The sequence below is a fragment of the Kaistella montana genome, from assembly GCF_024436175.1.
In the GTDB taxonomy this organism is placed as follows: domain Bacteria; phylum Bacteroidota; class Bacteroidia; order Flavobacteriales; family Weeksellaceae; genus Kaistella; species Kaistella montana.
Genome location: NZ_JANFQP010000002.1, coordinates 489,455 through 508,734 on the forward strand (window position 1 = coordinate 489,455; position 19,280 = coordinate 508,734).

Annotated in this window: 15 protein-coding genes; 2 read left to right on the forward strand and 13 right to left on the reverse strand. The window is 36.1% G+C overall.

Features of this window, described 5'->3' with window-relative positions:
* Window positions 1-56: 56 nt before the first annotated feature.
* Window positions 57-2,564: a type IX secretion system periplasmic lipoprotein PorW/SprE gene (gene porW / locus NOV28_RS08490; protein WP_255929720.1), complete on the forward strand. Its 2,508-nt coding sequence runs from the start codon at window positions 57-59 to the stop codon at window positions 2,562-2,564.
* A gap of 43 nt (window positions 2,565-2,607) precedes the next feature.
* Here the strand turns inward: porW and tsaB are convergent, their stop codons facing one another.
* The 7 genes from tsaB to rpiB are packed head-to-tail and all read right to left on the reverse strand — an operon-like array spanning window position 2,608 to window position 8,754.
* Complete coding sequence (tsaB, locus tag NOV28_RS08495) at window positions 2,608-3,285, reverse strand: tRNA (adenosine(37)-N6)-threonylcarbamoyltransferase complex dimerization subunit type 1 TsaB (protein WP_255929722.1); 678 nt, start codon at window positions 3,283-3,285, stop codon at window positions 2,608-2,610.
* Between the two features lie 51 nt (window positions 3,286-3,336).
* Entirely contained in the window at window positions 3,337-4,089 is a 753-nt protein-coding gene (locus NOV28_RS08500; protein ID WP_255929729.1) for an SDR family NAD(P)-dependent oxidoreductase, read from the reverse strand.
* A 24-nt stretch (window positions 4,090-4,113) separates the two neighbouring features.
* Complete coding sequence (locus NOV28_RS08505; RefSeq protein ID WP_255929731.1) at window positions 4,114-4,485, reverse strand: YraN family protein; 372 nt, start codon at window positions 4,483-4,485, stop codon at window positions 4,114-4,116.
* 4 nt (window positions 4,486-4,489) lie between these two features.
* Window positions 4,490-5,419, reverse strand: coding sequence for a S66 peptidase family protein (locus NOV28_RS08510; protein ID WP_255929733.1), 930 nt, complete (start codon window positions 5,417-5,419; stop codon window positions 4,490-4,492).
* The gene (locus NOV28_RS08515) at window positions 5,419-6,099 is read right to left on the reverse strand and encodes a LysE family translocator (protein ID WP_255929735.1); all 681 of its coding nucleotides are present in this window, start codon (window positions 6,097-6,099) and stop codon (window positions 5,419-5,421) included. The genes NOV28_RS08510 and NOV28_RS08515 overlap by 1 nt, the downstream gene beginning before the upstream one ends.
* 41 nt (window positions 6,100-6,140) lie before the next feature.
* Window positions 6,141-8,297: a ribonuclease R gene (rnr, locus tag NOV28_RS08520; protein ID WP_255929736.1), complete on the reverse strand. Its 2,157-nt coding sequence runs from the start codon at window positions 8,295-8,297 to the stop codon at window positions 6,141-6,143.
* A 25-nt stretch (window positions 8,298-8,322) separates the two neighbouring features.
* A complete protein-coding gene (rpiB, locus tag NOV28_RS08525; RefSeq protein ID WP_255929738.1) occupies window positions 8,323-8,754 on the reverse strand; it encodes a ribose 5-phosphate isomerase B in 432 nt (143 codons plus the stop codon).
* A gap of 639 nt (window positions 8,755-9,393) precedes the next feature.
* Between rpiB and NOV28_RS08530 the strand changes: the two genes are divergently transcribed.
* Window positions 9,394-10,584 (forward strand): phosphoglycerate kinase, encoded by a 1,191-nt coding sequence (locus tag NOV28_RS08530; protein ID WP_255929740.1) that lies wholly within the window; start codon window positions 9,394-9,396, stop codon window positions 10,582-10,584.
* 134 nt (window positions 10,585-10,718) lie between these two features.
* Here NOV28_RS08530 and NOV28_RS08535 read toward each other — a convergent pair whose 3' ends face one another.
* The 6 genes from NOV28_RS08535 to NOV28_RS08560 form a co-directional block, all read right to left on the reverse strand.
* Window positions 10,719-11,537: a class I SAM-dependent methyltransferase gene (locus tag NOV28_RS08535; protein ID WP_255929742.1), complete on the reverse strand. Its 819-nt coding sequence runs from the start codon at window positions 11,535-11,537 to the stop codon at window positions 10,719-10,721.
* Window positions 11,538-11,630: 93 nt separating this feature from the next.
* The gene (gene mnmG / locus NOV28_RS08540; RefSeq protein WP_255929744.1) at window positions 11,631-13,493 is read right to left on the reverse strand and encodes a tRNA uridine-5-carboxymethylaminomethyl(34) synthesis enzyme MnmG; all 1,863 of its coding nucleotides are present in this window, start codon (window positions 13,491-13,493) and stop codon (window positions 11,631-11,633) included.
* A 139-nt stretch (window positions 13,494-13,632) separates the two neighbouring features.
* Window positions 13,633-14,040: an rRNA maturation RNase YbeY gene (gene ybeY, locus NOV28_RS08545; protein WP_255929752.1), complete on the reverse strand. Its 408-nt coding sequence runs from the start codon at window positions 14,038-14,040 to the stop codon at window positions 13,633-13,635.
* Window positions 14,041-14,043: 3 nt separating this feature from the next.
* Window positions 14,044-16,209, reverse strand: coding sequence for a patatin-like phospholipase family protein (locus tag NOV28_RS08550; RefSeq protein ID WP_255929754.1), 2,166 nt, complete (start codon window positions 16,207-16,209; stop codon window positions 14,044-14,046).
* Window positions 16,210-18,654, reverse strand: a complete 2,445-nt coding sequence (locus tag NOV28_RS08555) for a bifunctional UDP-N-acetylmuramoyl-tripeptide:D-alanyl-D-alanine ligase/alanine racemase (protein ID WP_255929756.1) — start codon at window positions 18,652-18,654, stop codon at window positions 16,210-16,212.
* Window positions 18,644-19,240, reverse strand: a complete 597-nt coding sequence (locus NOV28_RS08560; protein WP_255929758.1) for a thymidine kinase — start codon at window positions 19,238-19,240, stop codon at window positions 18,644-18,646. The genes NOV28_RS08555 and NOV28_RS08560 overlap by 11 nt, the downstream gene beginning before the upstream one ends.
* Between the last annotated feature and the right edge of the window lie 40 nt (window positions 19,241-19,280).

Below are 19,280 nucleotides of genomic sequence, written 5' to 3' on the forward strand. Positions count from 1 at the left end.
AAAAATTAATCAGCAATTTTATACTAAAATGCCGATTTACAAGTTATTATCAAATAATGAAAAAAACCATCTACTTTCTTTTAGCAATCACCGTTTTCAACTCCTGTTCTACAAGGAAAAAGAACAACGATTCTACCTTTATGAAAGGATTTTTCTCCTATTATAACACGCTTTTCAACAGCAAAGATGCCCTGCAAACCGAGCTGAAAAACCGCGATCAAGCGCATCAAGACAATTTTTATGCGCCTTATATTCAGCTTTTAACTTATGATGAGCAACCTTTGGGAACCGATTTGCAATCGAGCGGAATGTTTGGTGACGATCCAGTTCCGGGAAACCAAGGTTCGAATGGTCCAGGTGTTCCGGGTGCTCCAGGAAGAAATAATTCCGATGCCGGCGTAAAAGCAGGTGCTTCGATTCTTGAAATTTCTGAGGCTAAAGCATTGAAAGCCATCTCAAAATATTCGGTAATGAAAGGTGGCGACGAAAAAAACAAAAAGATTTTCGATGCCCATATTTTGCTCGCGCAAGCTAGAATTTATAACAACAAACCTTTGGAAGCTTTGGACGGATTAAATTATATTTTTTCGAACATGAAAAAAGATAAACGACTTCCATTGGCTAAAATTTATCAAGGTTTGGCTTACTCAAAAATGGTAGATTTCCCAAGAGCAGAAGAGGTTTTCGCTGAAGTAAAAAAAGATAAAGTTAAGAAAGATTATCAGAAATTGCTCAGTCTTTATTACTCTGAAATGCTTTTGAAATCAGGAAAAAAGGAAGCAGCAATTACTGAACTCGAAGATGCGTATGCACTGAATAAAAACAGAAAACTAAGAAGCAGAATTGCTTTTTTAAGAGGTCAAATTCTAGCCAATTTGGGAAAAAATGAAGAAGCGAGAGAAAGCTTTGTTTCGGCTTACAAAAACGCCAATAATTTCGAATTTGAAGTAAAATCGCAAATCGAAATCGCCAAAACCTTCAATGGAAAAGACGATTACGAAGGTGCAAAAGAATACATCGAAAAAATCAGCAAAAAAGGAACTTACACTTCCCGAAAAAATGAATTCTACTACGCATTGGGTTTAATGGCTGATAAAGCCGGTAAAAAAGACGAAGCCAAAGCATTTTATGTCCAATCATTGAAGGAAAAAATGTCGGATCCGCAAATTCGTGGACTTGATTATTACGAAATTGGAAAGGATTTTTTCGAAGAAAGCGATTACCTTTCGGCCGGTGCTTACTACGATTCCGCATTGGCGGTGATGACTTATCAACCCTCAAAAATTCTTTTGGAAGAGAAATCAGCCAACATCAAACAGGTTTCTGCCAATTATTATTTAATCAAGAAAAATGACAGTATTTTGGCATTAACGAAAATGCCGGAAGCGGAAAAAATCACCTATTTCACCAAACATATTGAAGCCATAAAAGCAAAAGAAGCGAAGGAAGAACTCGAGCGAAAAAGAAACGAAAGAAACAAAGGTTTCGATACCGGAGATTATTCTTCCAACTCGATTTTTGCCAATAACGAAAGTGGTTTTCAGGAATTAGGATCTACGAAAGGAGGTTTCTATTTTGCTAATTTGAGCACAGTTGCCAAAGGTGAAGCCAGCTTCAAACAAATCTGGGGAAACCGAAGTTTAAGCGACAATTGGCGTACTTCCGCGCGAAGCAATTCCATTGAAGATTTGAAAAATGAAGCGATGGGAATCACCTCTGCGCCCGATCCGCGTAGATTGGAACCAAGTTTCTATATTGAAAAAATTCCTACCAAAACCGAAGAAATTCTGGCGCTGAAAAAAGCCCGCGATACCGCAAGTTTAGGACTCGGAAGAATGTATGAAAACTTCTTTTCCGATACGCCGCTTGCCACCAAAACGTTGTACGATCTCGTCGATACGAATCCTGAAGAGGAAACCAAATTGCAAGCTTTGTACAGTATTTTTGCCTTTAATTATGAAGAAAATCCAGCAGCCGGCGAAAGAGCTAAACAGATGATTCTCACCGAATTTCCTTACACTTCGTATGCCGAATTTGTGAAAAATCCTAAAAATAATGCTTTCAACAAATCATCTGAAGAAGTGGAAAAAACTTACACCGAAGCTTTCGATTTGTACAGCAAAGAAAAATATGCCGAAAGTAAAGCTTTGATCGAAAGTGCTTTAGAGAAATATCCGAAAGATGCGCTCGTTCCGAAATTCGCTTTATTAAATGCCTTTAATTCCGGAAAAATAGCAGGAAAGGAGATCATGATTTTGCAACTTGAACAAATTGCGCTGAACTATTCCAGAACGCTAGAAGGGGAAAAAGCCAAAGAAATGCTGAAATACCTGAAAAGTGATTTGGTAATGGAAATAACCGACGAAAATGGCAATAAAAACCCATCTTCCGGACCGGGAAAACCACAAATTCAGGACGACGACGCGGCTCCTTCGCCGACACGGGTTCAGGACGAAACCATCAACCTTTCGACGCCGCCACAAAGTCCAAACAACGATGCTACACCACCACAAAGAAGACCTGGAAAAGGTTTGCAAGTGGGAAACCCAACTCAAAAACAATAAAAAAAAGCGAAGTTTTTTCTTCGCTTTTTTCGTTTTTTAACTCTTATGGTTTGCTTTTCTTCTTTACGCCTTGAAATTCTTTCAGATAAAAAGGTTCGAAATAAGCGACATCTTCAAAATCTTGATGATTGAATTTCTCCACCGATTTCTTAATTAAAAATTTCGCGGAAGGGTAGATGTTCGCATGAAATTCAGCATTTGGAAGTTGCAAAATTTCTTTCGCTTTTGCAGCACCATCGCCCACGAAAACTACTTTTTTATTCTTAAACTCCTGAAAAGAGGTTTCATCTAAGATTTTCGCTTCGGTTTCAGAGAGCATTTCTCCTGTTTTCCCGTTGAAAACGGCAGTATAAACCTCCATTCTTCTTGCATCGAGCAATGGAATCACAAAATCGAATTCGCGGTTTAAAAACGGCTCTATCATCGTCTCCATAGAATTTACGGCAATCAAAGGAATTTTCAGTCCGTAGCAAAACCCTTTTGCGGCAGATGAACCAATGCGCAAACCGGTGTAGGAACCCGGTCCCATTCCCAAAGAAACGGCATTTAAATCATGAAGCGAAATTTCAGCGCCTTCCAAAGCCCATTCCACAAAGGTGTGAAGACTTTCGGATTGTTTGTAATTTTCTGAAACTTCTTCGCACAAACAAAGCAATTCTTCGCCATCAGAAATGGCAACGGAACAGTTTTTCGACGAGGTTTCGATGTGGAGGATTTTCATTCTGCAAATTTAGGAATTCAAAAACGATCAAATCATTGATGAAATGTTTTTTTACAAATTTTTATAAACCGTTCTCGGTTCACTTTGCGCACTTGGATAAATCGTTAAATCTGAAATGGCAACATGTTTCGGAGCATTAATACAATAGGAAATTGCATCGGCTATATCTTTCGCTTCCAAAGCTTTATAACCTTGATAGACGGTATTTGCACGCTCTTCATCGCCTTTGAAACGAACTTTTGAAAAATCGGTTTCCACCAAACCGGGTTGAATATTGGTGACTTTTATTCCAAATTCGGTGAGTTCCAGGCGCATTCCGTCGGAAATCACATCCACAGCTTTTTTCGAAGCGCAATAAACCACGCCGTTCGCATAAGTTTGTCTGGCCGCAACGGAAGAAATATTCACAATATGCCCTGAATTTTGGGCTTTCATTCCGGGAATAATGAGTTTAGAAACATACAAAAGTCCTTTCACATTTCCATCCATCATCGCATCCCAATCTTCGATATTTCCTTCAGAAAGTGGCTCTAAACCATGCGCATTTCCGGCATTATTAATGAGAATATCGATGTTTTTGAAACTTTCAGGAAGGGAAAGAATTGCTTTTTCTACTTCGCTGAAAATTCTTTGGTCGAAACTTAAAGTATAAACTTCGGTCAACTGAGAAAGTTCGGCTTTTAATTCTTCTAATACTTCGGTTCGTCGTCCGCAAATAATAAGTTTAAAACCTTGATTAGCAAGCAATTTTGAGGTTGCTTTTCCGATTCCGGAAGTAGCTCCGGTGATAAGTGCTGTTTTCATATCTTAAAAAGAAAATTGTATTATTTATTGAGCATCAAAGCTCTGAAAAGCGTCTTCAATATGGGTAATTTGCATCACACCGTCCGAATCGGGAACAATCGTGATGATATCGAAACGGACTTCTTTGTCGATGTTTCTTTCTCTCATGAAAAAATCGGCGCACGAAACGATTGATTTTATTTTCCCTTTGGTGACGGCTTCTTGTGGTTCAATCACCGTGGTATAACTGCGCGCTTTCACTTCAGCGACGATGATCATTTCATGAAATTCGGCAACGATATCGATCTCCAATTTCTGGAAATGAAAATTTCTTGCGAGAATTTTATAGCCTTTTTTAACTAAAAATTCTGCGGCCAAATCTTCTGCCAACTTCCCGAAATCGTTGTGATCTGCCATTTTATTAGAAATTGATTTCCACTTTTTTATCGGATTTGAAAGAAGCTTTTCCTCCAATAATCAGCGGACGATTATCATAAATGTGTCCATTTGGAAACCCGAAAATCACTGGGAAATCGTATTTTTTTATCCTTTCGGAAATAAGTTGATAGGCAAATTCATCGAAACTTTCTTCGTAATTTTTGTTGTCTTTTTCGTTGCCTATATTGGTCATTCCACCAACGATTAAACCTTTAATTTGTCTGAAAACTCCCGCCAAATCAAGGGAAATCATCATTCGGTCGAGTGCATAATAATTCTCGCCGATGTCTTCGATGAAGAGGATTTTATCTTTAAAATTGAAAGAATAGGGTGTTCCAAGCAACGCATAGATTAACGCTAAATTTCCTCCAACCAATTCGCCTTCCGCATTTCCATCTTTGTTAAATGGACTTTTTTCGATCCAATATTTGGGCAATTTACCTTGTAAAATATCGAAAGTCAGATCATAACTTTCTTCGGTAACTCCGAAACTTGAAGTTTTAATGGTTTGTCCATGAATAGAAGCAAATCCATTTTTAAGTAAATAACTCTGGATCACGGTATTATCGGAATAACCAATATACCATTTCGGATTTTTTCTGAATTTTGAAAGCCTTAAATTCCTCAACAAATGTTGACAACCATAACCTCCTCTGGATGCCCAAATTGCGGAAATTTCATCATCATTGAAAGCCCAATTCATATCGGAAATTCTTTCTTTTTCGGTTCCGGCATAAGAATAGCCATTTGAATATTGGGAATAAAGGTGTTTTCCTAAAATAGGTTCATAACCTTTTGATTGAATGAGTTTTAACCCATTTTCCAACTGAGATTCTTCCACAGATCCTGCTGGAGAAATGATGGCGATTTTATCACCTTTTTTTAAGCTTTTAGGGAAAATGATATGCTTCATTAATTGCTCATTTTTTGTTCTGTTTTTTCTGCTTCTTCTAGTTTTCTATCAAATTGATTGAACTTTTTAAAGCTTTGAAGAAAAATAAAAATACTGAAACCAACCAAGATAAAACCTACACCTCTTCGGATTTGATTGGCCAGTTTTTCAGTGAGTTTGTCGTGAAATTGCTTAGCAAGATAGATTTTAAAAAAATCAATGGAAAGGTAAGTTCCTACAACCAAACTCATGTACAAAAGAAATTCATCGAGTTTTGGGTAAGCGTTTCTCACGGAAATAACCGTCACCAACCAAAACAACACGACTCCGATATTCAGAATATTAAAGAAAAAGCCATTGAGAAATGTTTTAACATAATTCTGGTTGATCATTTTTTCTTCTCCAGCGATATGCATTTTGGTTTTGGAAACCACCATATAAATCGCGTAAATGAGGATAATAAACGCCGTAATTCTATAGAAACCGGGATGTTTATCGATAAGTTGCACCAAATCCGCACTGGCAAAAAAAGCCGCCACAATACAAACAATATCTGCAGTAATCACGCCTAAATCCAAAGCAAGCGCATGTTTCGGACCGCGCGAAAAACTGGTTTCGATGAGCAGGAAAAAAATGGGCCCGATAAAGACCAAACTAAGCATTATTCCTAAGCCAATTGCGGATAAAATAAGTTCAATCATAATTGATAAGATATTAATGAATTGGTTTTGAATGGATGATCCTATTCATTAATAATTTTAAAGTCCAATTGTTTCTGTATCAAATTGGCTTTCATCACTTTGATTTTCACTTCATCGCCCAACTGATATTGGTTGCCGGTTCTGGAACCGATTACCGCATGAGATTTTGCATCATATTGGTAAGAATCGTCCATCAAATCACGAAGTTTAATCAATCCTTCAGCGCCGTTTTCAGGGATTTGAACCCAGAAACCAAAATCGGCAACGCCTGAAATAACTCCGGTAAATTCTTCGCCCAAATGTTTCTCCATGAATTTAACCTGCATGAATTTAATGGAATCTCTTTCCGCATCGGCTGCAAGTCTTTCCATAGAGCTGCAATGCTTGCTTTTTTCTTCGTATTCTTCTTTGTTTGGAGATTTTCCGCCATCGAGATAATGCTGCAACAAACGGTGCGCAATAAGATCCGGATATCGGCGGATAGGAGAGGTAAAATGCGAATAATAATCGAATCCTAAACCGTAATGTCCAATTGGATTGGTAGAGTAGATGGCCTTGCTCATCGAGCGCATCGCCAATGTTTCGATCATATTTTCTTCGCCTTTTCCTTTTACATCGTACAATAATTTATTTAAAGATTCAGCGACTTTCTTGGTATTTGCCAAATCCATTTTGTACCCAAAAGTGGAAACAAATTCTCTTAAAGCTTCTAATTTTGCAGGATCCGGATCGTCGTGAATACGATAAATAAAGGTATTTCCGGTTGGTTCGCCTCTTTGGTTCAGGGAAATAAATTCCGAAACCTTTCGGTTCGCCAAAAGCATAAATTCTTCAATTAAATGATTGGAATCTTTGCTGATTTTAAAATAAACCCCGATTGGTTCACTGTTTTCATCAAGGTTGAAACGCACTTCGCTTCGGTCGAAAGTGATTGCACCATTATCAATTCTCTTTTTTCTAAGAATTTTAGCCAATCGATCTAAAGTAAGAATTTCTTCCGCCAAATCTCCGCTTTGGGTTTCTATTCGTTCCTGAGCTTCTTCATAACTGAATCTTCTATCGGAATGAATAACGGTTCTTCCAAACCATTCTTTGACCACTTTTGCTTGATCATCAAGTTCAAAAACTGCGGAAAAAGTATATTTATCTTCATTAGGACGAAGCGAGCAAACATCATTACTCAAAACTTCGGGCAACATCGGAACCACGCGATCGACCAAATAAACGGAAGTGGCTCTGTCATAGGCTTCATCATCCAATAAAGTTCCTGGAATTACATAATGAGAAACATCAGCGATATGAACCCCGATCTCCCAATTTCCATTGTCTAATTTCTGGATGGAAAGTGCGTCATCAAAGTCTTTCGCATCTTTTGGATCGATGGTAAAAGTGCAAATACTTCGCATATCACGGCGTTTTGCTACTTCAGAATCCAGAATTCTACGATCGATTTCGTCGGCTTCTTTTTCCACTTCTTCAGGGAAAGTGAAGGGTAGCCCATATTCCGCTAGAATAGAGTGAATTTCAGTTTCATGTTCACCGGGCGCACCCAAAACTTTGATGATTTCACCTTCCGGATTTTTCTCTCCTGGTCGCCAATCGGTCATTTTTACAACGACTTTATCGCCGTCTTCAGCACCGCCAATTTTACCTTTTGGTACGAAAATATCAGTGTTAATCGTTTTTTTATCGCAAACTACAAAACCGAAATCTTTATGTTTAATCAGTTGAAAAGTTCCAACAAATTCGCTGCGGGTTCTTTCAATTACTTCCAACACCGAGCCTTCTAGTTTTCTGCCTTTGAAATGATAGGTTACAATCAATACTTTATCACCTTGCAACGCATCTTTCACATTTTTGGAATGAATGAACACATCATCATCAATTCCATCCACTCTTACATAAGCATTTCCGGCTTGGTTGAAGTCGATGATTCCTGTTAAAGTACCTTCAATTTTCAGGTTAATGATGTATTTCCCTTTTTCTACTTCCTTAATTCTTTCATCGGAAATAAGTTTGTGCAAAGACTGAATCACTTGCTCACGTTGCCGTGGATTCTTATAATCAATTCCATCAGAAATCTGCTTATAATTGTAGATTTTGGTGGAGTTTTTATTCATAAAAGACAAAATTAAACGCCCAATTTCCTGGAGTTTATGATTGTTTTTATGAGATATAAATTTGCTTTTTTTTGCCATTTATTTATTTTTTAAGTTTAATGGATTAGCAAAATGCTATTTTATCCACTCTGTTTTGGTGTCTTCCTCCCTCAAATTCTGTAGTAAGGAAAGTTTCCACAATGCTGATCGCTAGTTCGCTGGAAATAAATCTTGCCGGAATGGCCACCATATTAGCATTATTATGTTGTTTTGCTAAAGCTGCCAATTCAGTATCCCAACAAAGCGCACAACGGATTTGCTGATGCTTATTGGCGGTAATCGAAACGCCTTGTCCGCTGCCACAGATGAGAATTCCAAGATCGTTTTTTCCGCTTTCTACGGAACTTGCTGCTGGATGTACGAAATCCGGATAATCCACAGAATCTTTGGAATAGGTGCCAAAATCTTCAATTTCGTATTGATTTTCCAAGTGCTTTTTGATGATTTCTTTGTAATCGAAACCTGCGTGGTCGCAAGCAATAGCTATTTTTTTCATTTTTTTCTTTTTGATCAGACTTTCAAATTATACAAATTTAAGATTATTAATATTAATAGGGTTTCAATTCTTCTTAAAATTCGATACAACAAACACAAAAATTGGATGAAATGAAATGATAATAGTGCAGAACAACTAAACAACATTCTTTGAGTCGCTAATAAAGTAATCCCCATTCCTTGTGAGGATAACTCCCAATTCGTGTGGATAAGTATCTAAAAATATTCCTTTTTTAATTCATATTAAATTCATATTGCAACATTCAATTCAACTTTCTTAAAAAATGTTAAAGAAAGTTTTGGGGAGAAATCAGAGTCGTTTTCCATACTGTGTTTTAAAGAAAACCTTTGTGAGACACTTATTCACAATTGTTGGTAAATGTTAAATTAAGTTAAAAATCAATGACTTGCAATGTGAATTATATATGAATTCATGAAGAAATTAATGTGGTGAAATAATTGATTTTATTTTTCCCCAAAGTCGTCCACTACAACAACACTATTCATTTATTATTTTTTAAAAAAAGAAGATAGTGTAGATAAAATGAGTCTTCGGGGTTTGTGGAATTTTATCTCAAATTAAATTTTAAATCGTGCGAATTAATCTTAAATTTGTAAAACTTAAAAAACAGAGATTTTTATGAAAACAATTAATGATTTCAATTTCAAAGATAAAAAAGCCTTGGTAAGGGTGGATTTTAATGTTCCACAAAGTGCCGACTTGAAAGTTACAGACAATACCCGAATTCAAGCAGTGAAGCCTACCATTGAAAAAATATTAAATGATGGAGGATCCGTGATTTTGATGACGCATCTTGGGAGACCAAAAGGAAAGTTTTCTGAACAGTTTTCTTTAAAAAATATCGTTCCAGAAATAGAAGAAGTTTTAGGAAAAACTGTAAAATTCTGTAAAGATTGCATTGGAGAGGAAGCTGAAAATATGACTGCTGATCTTCAACCAGGAGAAATTCTACTTTTGGAAAACCTTAGATTCTACGATCAGGAAGAAGCAGGTGACAAAGACTTTGCTGAAAAGCTTTCCAAATATGCAGATGCTTATGTAAACGATGCTTTTGGAACTGCCCACAGAGAACATGCTTCAACAGCTGTTATTGCTCAATTCTTTCCTTCAACTAAATTTTTCGGTTTACTGATGGCTAAAGAACTTGAAGCAATTGATAAAGTTTTAGGAAGTGGTGAAAAACCCGTAACAGCAATACTTGGAGGTTCTAAAGTTTCAACTAAAATTACCATTATAGAAAATATTTTACCTGCTGTAAACAATTTAATTATTGGGGGTGGTATGGCTTTTACTTTTATTAAAGCTTTAGGTGGAAATATTGGAAATTCTTTGCTTGAAGAAGATAGAATGGGTCTTGCGTTGGAAATCTTAGAAAAAGCAAAAGCTTTGAAAGTAAAAGTATGTTTACCTGTAGATACAATGATTGCAGACGAATTTAACAATGATGCTGAAAGAAAAGTAGTCGATATCTATGATATTCCTGATGGATGGATGGGAATGGATGCAGGTCCAAAAACCAGAGATTTATTCCATGATGTTTTAATGAATTCCAGAACCATTTTATGGAACGGACCAATCGGAGTTTTCGAAATGCCTAATTTCTCTGAAGGTACAGTTGCATTAGGAGATAGCATTGCAGAATCTACCAAGTTAGGTGCTTTTTCTCTTGTTGGAGGAGGAGATAGTGTTGCATTTGTGAAACAGTTCGATTATGCAGATAAAGTAAGCTACGTTTCCACAGGTGGAGGTGCGATGCTTGAAAGTTTGGAAGGTCTTGAACTTCCAGGAGTGAAAGCAATCAACAATTAAATTTATTTTTAATTATAAAAAAAAAGTTTCCAAAATCATTGGAAACTTTTTTTTTAAACATTAGCCCAAAATTCTAAAAAAACATCGAATTTGGCTAAAAATTGACCTTCAGAAACCTATCAAAAATCGAAAAACTATTTTTTTTCGATAACATATATCAAACTCGAAAATTCGTAGTTTTTTAACCCTTTAAAATTAGAAATCGATCCGTAAATCATTCCTTTAATCCAAAATAGGGGTGATTTTTTATATTTTTCACTCAACATCGAGATATAAAATGAATCGAGTAGGAGTGGTTTAATTTTTTTAATTTTCCAATTTTCATTGTTCATTAAATTTTCCATTCCCGATTTTGTGAAATGAAATATATGTCTCGGCACATCATAAGCTGCCCAGAATTCTTTATATTTTTTTGCATCATAAGAACTCGGATTCGGAACGGCGATAATTAATAAACCATGATCTTTCAATTTATCATGAAATTTCTTCAGTATATTTTCCTGATCTTCGATGTGTTCGAAAACATGCCATAATGTAATGGCATCCAAACTTCCATTTTCTAATGAATCGATCTCGGTCAAAAGTTTTGTTTTTTGAAGTTTTTTCTGTGCAAAATTTCTTGCTGCTTCACTGGGTTCGAATCCGAAAGTGGTGAAATCTTCTTCTATAAATTTCAGAAATTCTCCGGCACCGCAACCATAATCCAATACATTTGCATTTCGATAGAGTTCTTTTGCAAGAATATTTCTTTTATAATTTAAATTAAATCTCTGTAGAAATTTATATAGTTTTTCTTTTAAACTTCCCGAATCTTGATGATGGGAAATATAATTTTCACTCTCGTAATAGGAAGCTATATTTTCGGGAATAGGGTGGGTTTTGAAAACTCCTTTTATTGAAGTTTCTTTTATTTCGAAAGTTTCCTGAGACAAGAAATGATCTTTGATTTTCATAAAATAACCTATTTAAAATGAAAACTTCAATAGTTGAATATTGAAGTTTTTAAAGATTGGTTTCACGTGAAACATTTATCTGAAATGGATTAATTATCTACCTAAATAAACCAATAAAACATTGATATCTGCGGGAGAAACGCCACTGATTCTTCCTGCTTGAGCAATGGTTTTTGGCTGTACTTTTGTTAGTTTTTGTTTGGCTTCAGAAGAAAGAGAACTTATTTTAGTAAAATCAAAATCTTCAGGAATTTTAATGGTTTCCAAACGATTGAGTTTTGCTACGTTTTCTTTCTCCTTTTCAATATATCCTTTGTATTTGATATTGATTTCTGCTTGTTCCTTGATTTCTTCTTCATATTGTTCAGAAACTTCTTTAATAAAGTCAATTTCTTCTAATTTATGAAGGGTCATATTAGGACGAGTAAGGATTTGCGCAGCACGATAAGCCTGATCAACAGGGGAGGATTCTATAGAAGCTAAAATGGGATTGATTATTCCTGGTTTTAGCGAAGTTTCCTTTAAAAAGTGTTCTAATTCATTACTTTTTTCTACTTTTTCATGAACTTTTTTAAGTCGATCTTCTTTTGCTAAACCTAAATCGTAAGCTTTTTCTGTCAAACGAATATCTGCGTTATCTTGTCTTAAAAGCAAGCGATATTCAGCTCTGGATGTGAACATTCGGTAAGGTTCTTCGGTTCCTTTGGTGATTAAATCATCGATCAAAACACCGATATAAGCTTCGTCTCTGTTGAGGATGAATTCACCTTTATCGTGAACTTTATTATGAGCGTTAATCCCTGCAATTAAACCTTGTCCTGCAGCTTCTTCATAACCGGTTGTACCATTGATTTGCCCCGCAAAATAAAGGTTTTCAATCAATTTAGTTTCCAAGGTATGGTAGAGTTGAGTAGGAGGGAAGTAATCATATTCAATCGCATAACCTGGACGGAAAACTTTTACATTTTCAAATCCTGGAATATGTCTCATCGCTTTTATCTGGATATCTTCAGGCAAAGAGGAGCTGAAACCATTAACATAGATTTCTACAGTTCTCCAACCTTCTGGTTCTACAAACAATTGATGACGGTTTCTTTCTGCAAAACGGTTGATTTTATCTTCAATACTTGGGCAATATCTCGGACCGATACTTTGAATGGTACCGTTAAACATAGGGCTTCTGTCGAATCCTTCTCTTAAAATATCATGTACGGTTTCGTTAGTATATACGATGTGACAACTGAGTTGTTTGGTAAGTTTTGGAGTATCTGTGTAAGAGAATTTCTGCGGATTTTCATCTCCCTTTTGCTCTTCCATTTTAGAATAATCTAAACTTCTTCCATCTACTCTTGGTGGTGTTCCTGTCTTCATTCTTCCTGCTTCGAAACCTAAAGAAACCAACTGCTCAGTGATGCCAAAAGCTCTAGGTTCGCCCATTCTACCGCCTCCGAGTTGTTTATCACCAACATGGATTAGTCCATTAAGGAAAGTACCGTTTGTTAGAACAACTGATCTTCCTTTAATTGAAATTCCAAGTGAAGTGACTACCCCTACAACCTTGTTATTCTCAATAATAAGGCTTTTCACCATATCTTGGAAAAAGTCAAGATTTGGGGTGTTTTCTAAAGCTAAACGCCATTCTTCAGCGAATTGCATTCTATCATTTTGGGTTCTCGGAGACCACATTGCTGGACCTTTGGAGAGGTTGAGCATCTTAAATTGAATAGCAGATTTATCCGCTACAATTCCGGAATAACCACCCATTGCATCGATTTCTCTTACAATTTGTCCTTTTGCAATACCTCCCATTGCTGGGTTACAAGACATTTGTCCGATGGTTTGCATATTCATGGTTACAAGCAGCGTTTTCGAGCCCATATTAGCAGCTGCGGCTGCGGCTTCACAACCGGCGTGTCCCGCACCAACAACTATTACGTCGTATATTTCGTTGATCATTTTATCTTTGATAAGAAGTGATTTGTTTTGATTGTTTCACGTGAAACATTACCTAAATTTTGTAGAATTATTGATTGTTAATAGGCTTTTTATCATTTTAAATTTAACGAAAAAAAGAGCCTTTTTAACTTGAAATATCCTACAGAATATTTAAATAATAGTCTTCTTTATTGCGCATTTCTTTAATCTCTTCTTCGGTTTTGTCTTTATAACCGCAAAGATGGAGGATTCCATGTGCCAAGACCCGATGTAATTCTAAATTAAAATCTTTTGAATGGGATTCAGCATTTTCAGAAATGCGGGGCAAAGATACGAAAATATCTCCTGCTATCGTTTTCCCCTTTACGTAGTCGAATGTGATGATGTCGGTATAATAATCGTGTTGAAGAAAGTCTTGGTTCACTTTCAGCAGATATTCATCATCGCAAAAAACATAGTTGATTTCTCCGGCTTTCTTTTGTTCATTGGTGATAAGATTAATCAGCCAATTTTTTGTTGCATCTGAAAGTGGAATGGTATCAATATTTTCAAAAAAGAATTGTATCATAATTTAAAACCAATGCCCAAGTATCACACTGAACACATTATTTTTATTGGTGAATGAATGACTATAATTGAATTTTATCTGTCCGAATGGCGATTTATAACCAGCAGTGAGTCCGGCTGAAGATTCAGAAATATGTACAATATCATCTACTTTGATGTCATTAAACAGATTTGCCATACTGAAATTAGCAGTCAGATAATAGTTTTTATATACATTAAATTGTAAGCTATTCGAAGCAACGAACATATTTTGTGAATCCATTTGACCGAATTCATATCCTTGTAGTCTTACGAAATTCCCCAAGTTTTGTTCGAAAATTCCACCCACTCTATAATGATAATAAGGGGAGAGATGATCTCCTAATGTAATTCCTCCAAACAAACCTAATCGGTAAGTAAGCCATGATGAGAGAGGGAAATTGAGTTGTGAAGTAATCTTCATCTGTAGGGTACGTCCTTCCTGATCTTTATTCAATAAATCCAAGGCTTTTCCTTCAGCATTGAGCAATAATCCTTTGGTAGGAAAACTTTTATCATCTTGGGTATCTGTTTTAATAAAAACATAAGCATTGATAAAATTGTGAGAATTGGTATAAGAGGTATCCCCAGGGATTTTGGATTCATAATAATCATGACTTATTCCACCACCTACTGCATATTTGTCGCGCCAAATGGACTGTATAAATACTTCATTTCGCAGCCAATTCCATTTCTCATACACGTTGGAATTGATATCATTAAGATCGAGAGTCATCCCAGAAGCATAAGCGCCAAATCCCGGGATATATCCATTATCGATGAAATAATTAAAATAATATCGAGGTTTATCGCCCACCACTACATCTAATGAAATAATAGAGTTTCGGAATAAAAGTCGCTTTGCGGTAGCATTAAGCAATAATCCGGTTTTGAATACTTCATCATAATGCAAACCAAATTTTAAGAAAAACCGGGTGTCATCTTCTGTTACTGTTAATTTTAAAGAATTATAATCTCCTTTTTGCAAAATATCATAATTAATAAGCGTATAGTTATTGGTCGCATACAACTTATCAATCATTTTATTGATACCTCCATAAGTCTGTAGGGAAGGTACACGTAGATTCATTTTTCCCTGAACATAATTCTTCTTAAAAATATGATTGTTTTCAAGGATTAAACTATCGATTTTATAAACGTTGGAATAAACGGAGTTTAAAGGCGCACGAAGCAATATTTCTTCTTTTTTAGGGAGCAAAGAAAGCGGTTGAATGTATTTCTTCGCTTCTACATATCCTGAGTCCAGAATCGCCTTTTTTGCATCATAACTCGTAGCACTCATTCCCTCCAAATTAGGATGAATATTAATGTCAGTATATTGATATTGGTTTTTGGTTTCTTTCTGAATTCCAAAATCAATAACCTGATTTAAAATATCGATAGCAGATTGTAATTTTTCTCTGTTGGTAAGCCCTTGACTTAAATCTACTCCAATGACGATATCAATTCCCTTATCTTTTAAAGGTTTGGAGGGATAATTCACCGTCATCGCGCCATCAATGTACAGCGAATCTCCTATTTTTACGGGATCCATCAACGATGGAAATGCCGAACTCGCCATAATAGAACTTACTAAATCTCCTTTTTCAAAGATTTCCATCTTTCCACTTTCCAGATTGGTTCCAACGCACATAAAAGGAATTGGCAATTTGGAGAAATCATCAATAGTAGAAACGTTTTTAAAGAGTTCTTTGAGCAGATAAATATTTTTCTGACCCGTTGATATCGCTTTAGGAACTACATTGATTTTTCCGTTCTTTACGGGCAAATTCAAGATGTATTTATCGACAGATTTATTAAAGAAAGTGGTTTCCTTTCTGTTTTTCTCGTTGGCGATAATATTATAAAAATCAGTATCGAGAACGATCTTTTCAATCTCTTTACCCGTATATCCGGATGCGTAAAGCCCACCTACAATCGCTCCCATGCTGGTTCCGGAGATATAATCTACTTTCACGCCCAATGAATCCAGAATTTTTAAAACACCAATATGTGCAAAACCTTTGGCGCCACCACCGGATAATGATAATCCGATCTTAGGATTGGGAGGAACTGTAAATCCTTCCTTTACTTGTGCATTAAAAGGAATCGAAAAAACCAGTGCAAGGATCAGTAGGAGGAGCTTTTTCATTTAATCTTTTATATAAATTCTTTTTACCCTTCTCGAAATCGAAGTGAGAACTTCGTAAGGAATTGTATGACAATAATATGCAAATTCTTCTAAACTAGGATTAGAATTAAAAATAATCACTTCATCGCCCTCTTTTGCAGGGGTATCTTCAATATCGACCATCATCATATCCATACAAACATTTCCTACAATGGGAAATAATCTTTTATGAATCCCAATATTTCCGACTTTATTCCCGATCAATCTTGGAATTCCATCGGCATAACCTACAGGAATTGTAGCAATCTGTGTATCTTTTTCTGGCTGATATTTGCGGTTATAACCTACAGATTCGCCTTTTTTCACATGGGAAATCTGGGAAATAACGGTTTTAAAAGTTACCGCATTTTTCAATTGTCGTTTTATCGCAGGATTAGAAGAGATTCCTACCATTCCAATCCCGATTCTTACCATATCAAATTGATAGTCTGCATAACTCACAATCCCAGAGGTATTGAGGATATGCCGAATCGGCTGATATTGGAGACCTTTGATCAAATATTCTGAGTTTTTCGTGAATATTTCAATTTGTTCTAAGGTATAATCTTCTCCATCCGGAACATCGGATGACGATAAATGACTGAAAACGGACTCCACTTTCACATTCATCGTCTTCAACTTTTCAATAAGATCATCCAACTCATCTTTCTTAAAACCAAGACGATGCATTCCGGTTTCCAGTTTGATGTGGATAGGATACTTTTTTTGAATTCCTTTTTGAATAAGCTGTTGATTAAACAGTTCGAGAACTCGGAAGCTATAAATTTCCGGTTCTAGATTATAATCGATAATGATATTGTAGCTGTGTTGTTCAGGATTCATCACCATAATCGGCGTCGTAATCCCGTTTTTCCTTAAATCTACCCCTTCATCTGCGTAGGCAACTCCGAGATAATCGATATGATGATGTTGAAGAAATTCCGCAATTTCGTATCCACCCAAACCGTAAGAATAGGCTTTTACCATCGCCATCATTTTGGTTTCAGGCTTTAGCAAACCTTTATGGATATTGATGTTGTGGAGTATTGCATTTAAATTCACCTCCAAAACCGTATCGTGTTTCTGAAGTTCAAGATGGTTTTTTACTTTCTCAATTTCGAATTTTCTGGCTCCTTTTAAAAGAATCAGTTCGTTTTCTATTTGATTAAGTTGTTGACTTTCAGTAAGTTTATTAGTGTTATCAAAAGTATAAGTTTCTGCAGTGAAAAGTTTCTCGTATTGAGCAATTTCTTCACCAATCAGGAATATTTTACTAAAATGCTGCTGATTGGTAAGCTCCGCAACTTCGTGATAAAGCTGTTCTGAATCTTTTCCTTCCACAAAATCCGTCAGTATCAGTGTTTTTTTAGGTTTATTGTATTCTTTGATAAACTGATAAGCGATTTTTAGTGAATCCAAATCCAGATTATAAGAATCGTTGATAATCAAATTATTACGCACACCATTTACACTTTCGAGCCGCATTTCAATGGCTTTTAAAGTGTTGATTTTGTCGATAATTTGTGGGGTTTCAAAATTGAATTCTTTCAAAATTGCAATAATGCAAAGTGCATTGCTGAGCGTCGCTTCATCTCTTTGATGTGCAGTTAGCAAAAATTCTTCTTCAAAATATTGTATTTCTAATGAAGAACTGCGATCTGTCCAATCATTTTTAATGAATAAAGAGTTGTGATCTTGAAGACCGTAAGAAATTAATCTTTTGCTTGAATAAACTTCATTTATTTTTCGGTAAACGAGTTCGTTATCTCCATTAAAAATAATGATTTTAGCGTTTTTAAACAGCTTTAGTTTTTCTTCGATAAGTTGTTCCTCATCCACAAAATTCGAAGCATGAGCCGCTCCGATATGTGTCAAAACGCCGATTTCAGGAGAGAAAATGTCTTCCATCGTTGCCATTTCTCCAGGCTTGGAAATACCAACTTCAAAAATCCCGATTTCGTCACACTTTCCGATCTGCAATAAAGAAAGAGGAAGTCCAATTTGCGAATTAAAACTTTTCGGACTCTTTACCGTTTTGTAATCATTAAAAAGACTTTGATAAAGCCATTCTTTGACGATGGTTTTCCCATTGCTACCGGTAATTCCAACCGTTTTTAAAGAATATTGGGACAAATGATATTTTGCCAGTTTCTGAATAAATTGCACTGAATTTTCCACCAAAATCCATGTAATATTTTCTATTTCAGGAACTTGATGTTCAGAGATAATGATTTTTATTCCCTTCTCAATCGCGGAATGAATGTATTTTTCACCCGAATTCTTAGAAGTATTAATCGCAAGGAAAGCCGTATTCGCAGGGGAATAAATATTTCGACTATCAAAATCGATATTTTTTACCAAAAGTTCACCATCACCAATAAGTTTGGAACCTGTAATTTCAGCAAGTTGTTGGGTGCTATAATTCATTTTTAGTTCTGTTCAGATATTCTTCGTTGAAAACTTTGCGGCTTACCGCTTCGTAACTTTCGGTTTCTCCGAGTTGTACCAAGTCTTGGCTGGTCGAGATCCGCATCGAATGGTTGGCCAAATTTCCCGTTCTCTTGCAAATTGCATGGACTTTGGTAACGTATTCAGCAGTCGCCATCAGGTTGGGCATTGGACCAAATGGACGACCCATAAAATCCATATCCAATCCGGCAATTACCACTCGTATTCCATTATTGGCCAATTTATTGGCTACCTCTACAATGCTTTCATCGAAAAATTGAGCTTCGTCAATTCCTACCACATCGCAGGTCGATCCGAGAAGTAAAATCTCGTTCGGACTTTCTACCGGAGTACTTCTGATCTTGTTTTGATTGTGGGAAACTACCTCTTCCTCGGCATATCGAGTATCGAGTTTGGGTTTGAAAATTTCCACATTTTGTCCTGCCATTTCTGCTCGACGAAGCCTGCGAATCAGCTCTTCGGTTTTCCCCGAAAACATCGATCCACAGATAACTTCCATCCATCCGCTTTGTTTTGCGTGATTAATTGTATTTTCTAAAAACATTTGTTAATTTAGCCGTAATATTTAAAGACCAAAATTAAGG

Excerpts from the sequence above, each read along its gene's own strand:
- porW (WP_255929720.1), top strand. The coding sequence starts at position 57 with ATGAAAAAAACCATCTACTTTCTTTTAGCAATCACCGTTTTCAACTCC.
- tsaB (WP_255929722.1), bottom strand. The coding sequence starts at position 3,285 with ATGAAAATCCTCCACATCGAAACCTCGTCGAAAAACTGTTCCGTTGCC.
- NOV28_RS08500 (WP_255929729.1), bottom strand. The coding sequence starts at position 4,089 with ATGAAAACAGCACTTATCACCGGAGCTACTTCCGGAATCGGAAAAGCA.
- NOV28_RS08505 (WP_255929731.1), bottom strand. The coding sequence starts at position 4,485 with ATGGCAGATCACAACGATTTCGGGAAGTTGGCAGAAGATTTGGCCGCA.
- NOV28_RS08510 (WP_255929733.1), bottom strand. The coding sequence starts at position 5,419 with ATGAAGCATATCATTTTCCCTAAAAGCTTAAAAAAAGGTGATAAAATC.
- NOV28_RS08515 (WP_255929735.1), bottom strand. The coding sequence starts at position 6,099 with ATGATTGAACTTATTTTATCCGCAATTGGCTTAGGAATAATGCTTAGT.
- rnr (WP_255929736.1), bottom strand. The coding sequence starts at position 8,297 with ATGGCAAAAAAAAGCAAATTTATATCTCATAAAAACAATCATAAACTC.
- rpiB (WP_255929738.1), bottom strand. The coding sequence starts at position 8,754 with ATGAAAAAAATAGCTATTGCTTGCGACCACGCAGGTTTCGATTACAAA.
- NOV28_RS08530 (WP_255929740.1), top strand. The coding sequence starts at position 9,394 with ATGAAAACAATTAATGATTTCAATTTCAAAGATAAAAAAGCCTTGGTA.
- NOV28_RS08535 (WP_255929742.1), bottom strand. The coding sequence starts at position 11,537 with ATGAAAATCAAAGATCATTTCTTGTCTCAGGAAACTTTCGAAATAAAA.
- mnmG (WP_255929744.1), bottom strand. The coding sequence starts at position 13,493 with ATGATCAACGAAATATACGACGTAATAGTTGTTGGTGCGGGACACGCC.
- ybeY (WP_255929752.1), bottom strand. The coding sequence starts at position 14,040 with ATGATACAATTCTTTTTTGAAAATATTGATACCATTCCACTTTCAGAT.
- NOV28_RS08550 (WP_255929754.1), bottom strand. The coding sequence starts at position 16,209 with ATGAAAAAGCTCCTCCTACTGATCCTTGCACTGGTTTTTTCGATTCCT.
- NOV28_RS08555 (WP_255929756.1), bottom strand. The coding sequence starts at position 18,654 with ATGAATTATAGCACCCAACAACTTGCTGAAATTACAGGTTCCAAACTT.
- NOV28_RS08560 (WP_255929758.1), bottom strand. The coding sequence starts at position 19,240 with ATGTTTTTAGAAAATACAATTAATCACGCAAAACAAAGCGGATGGATG.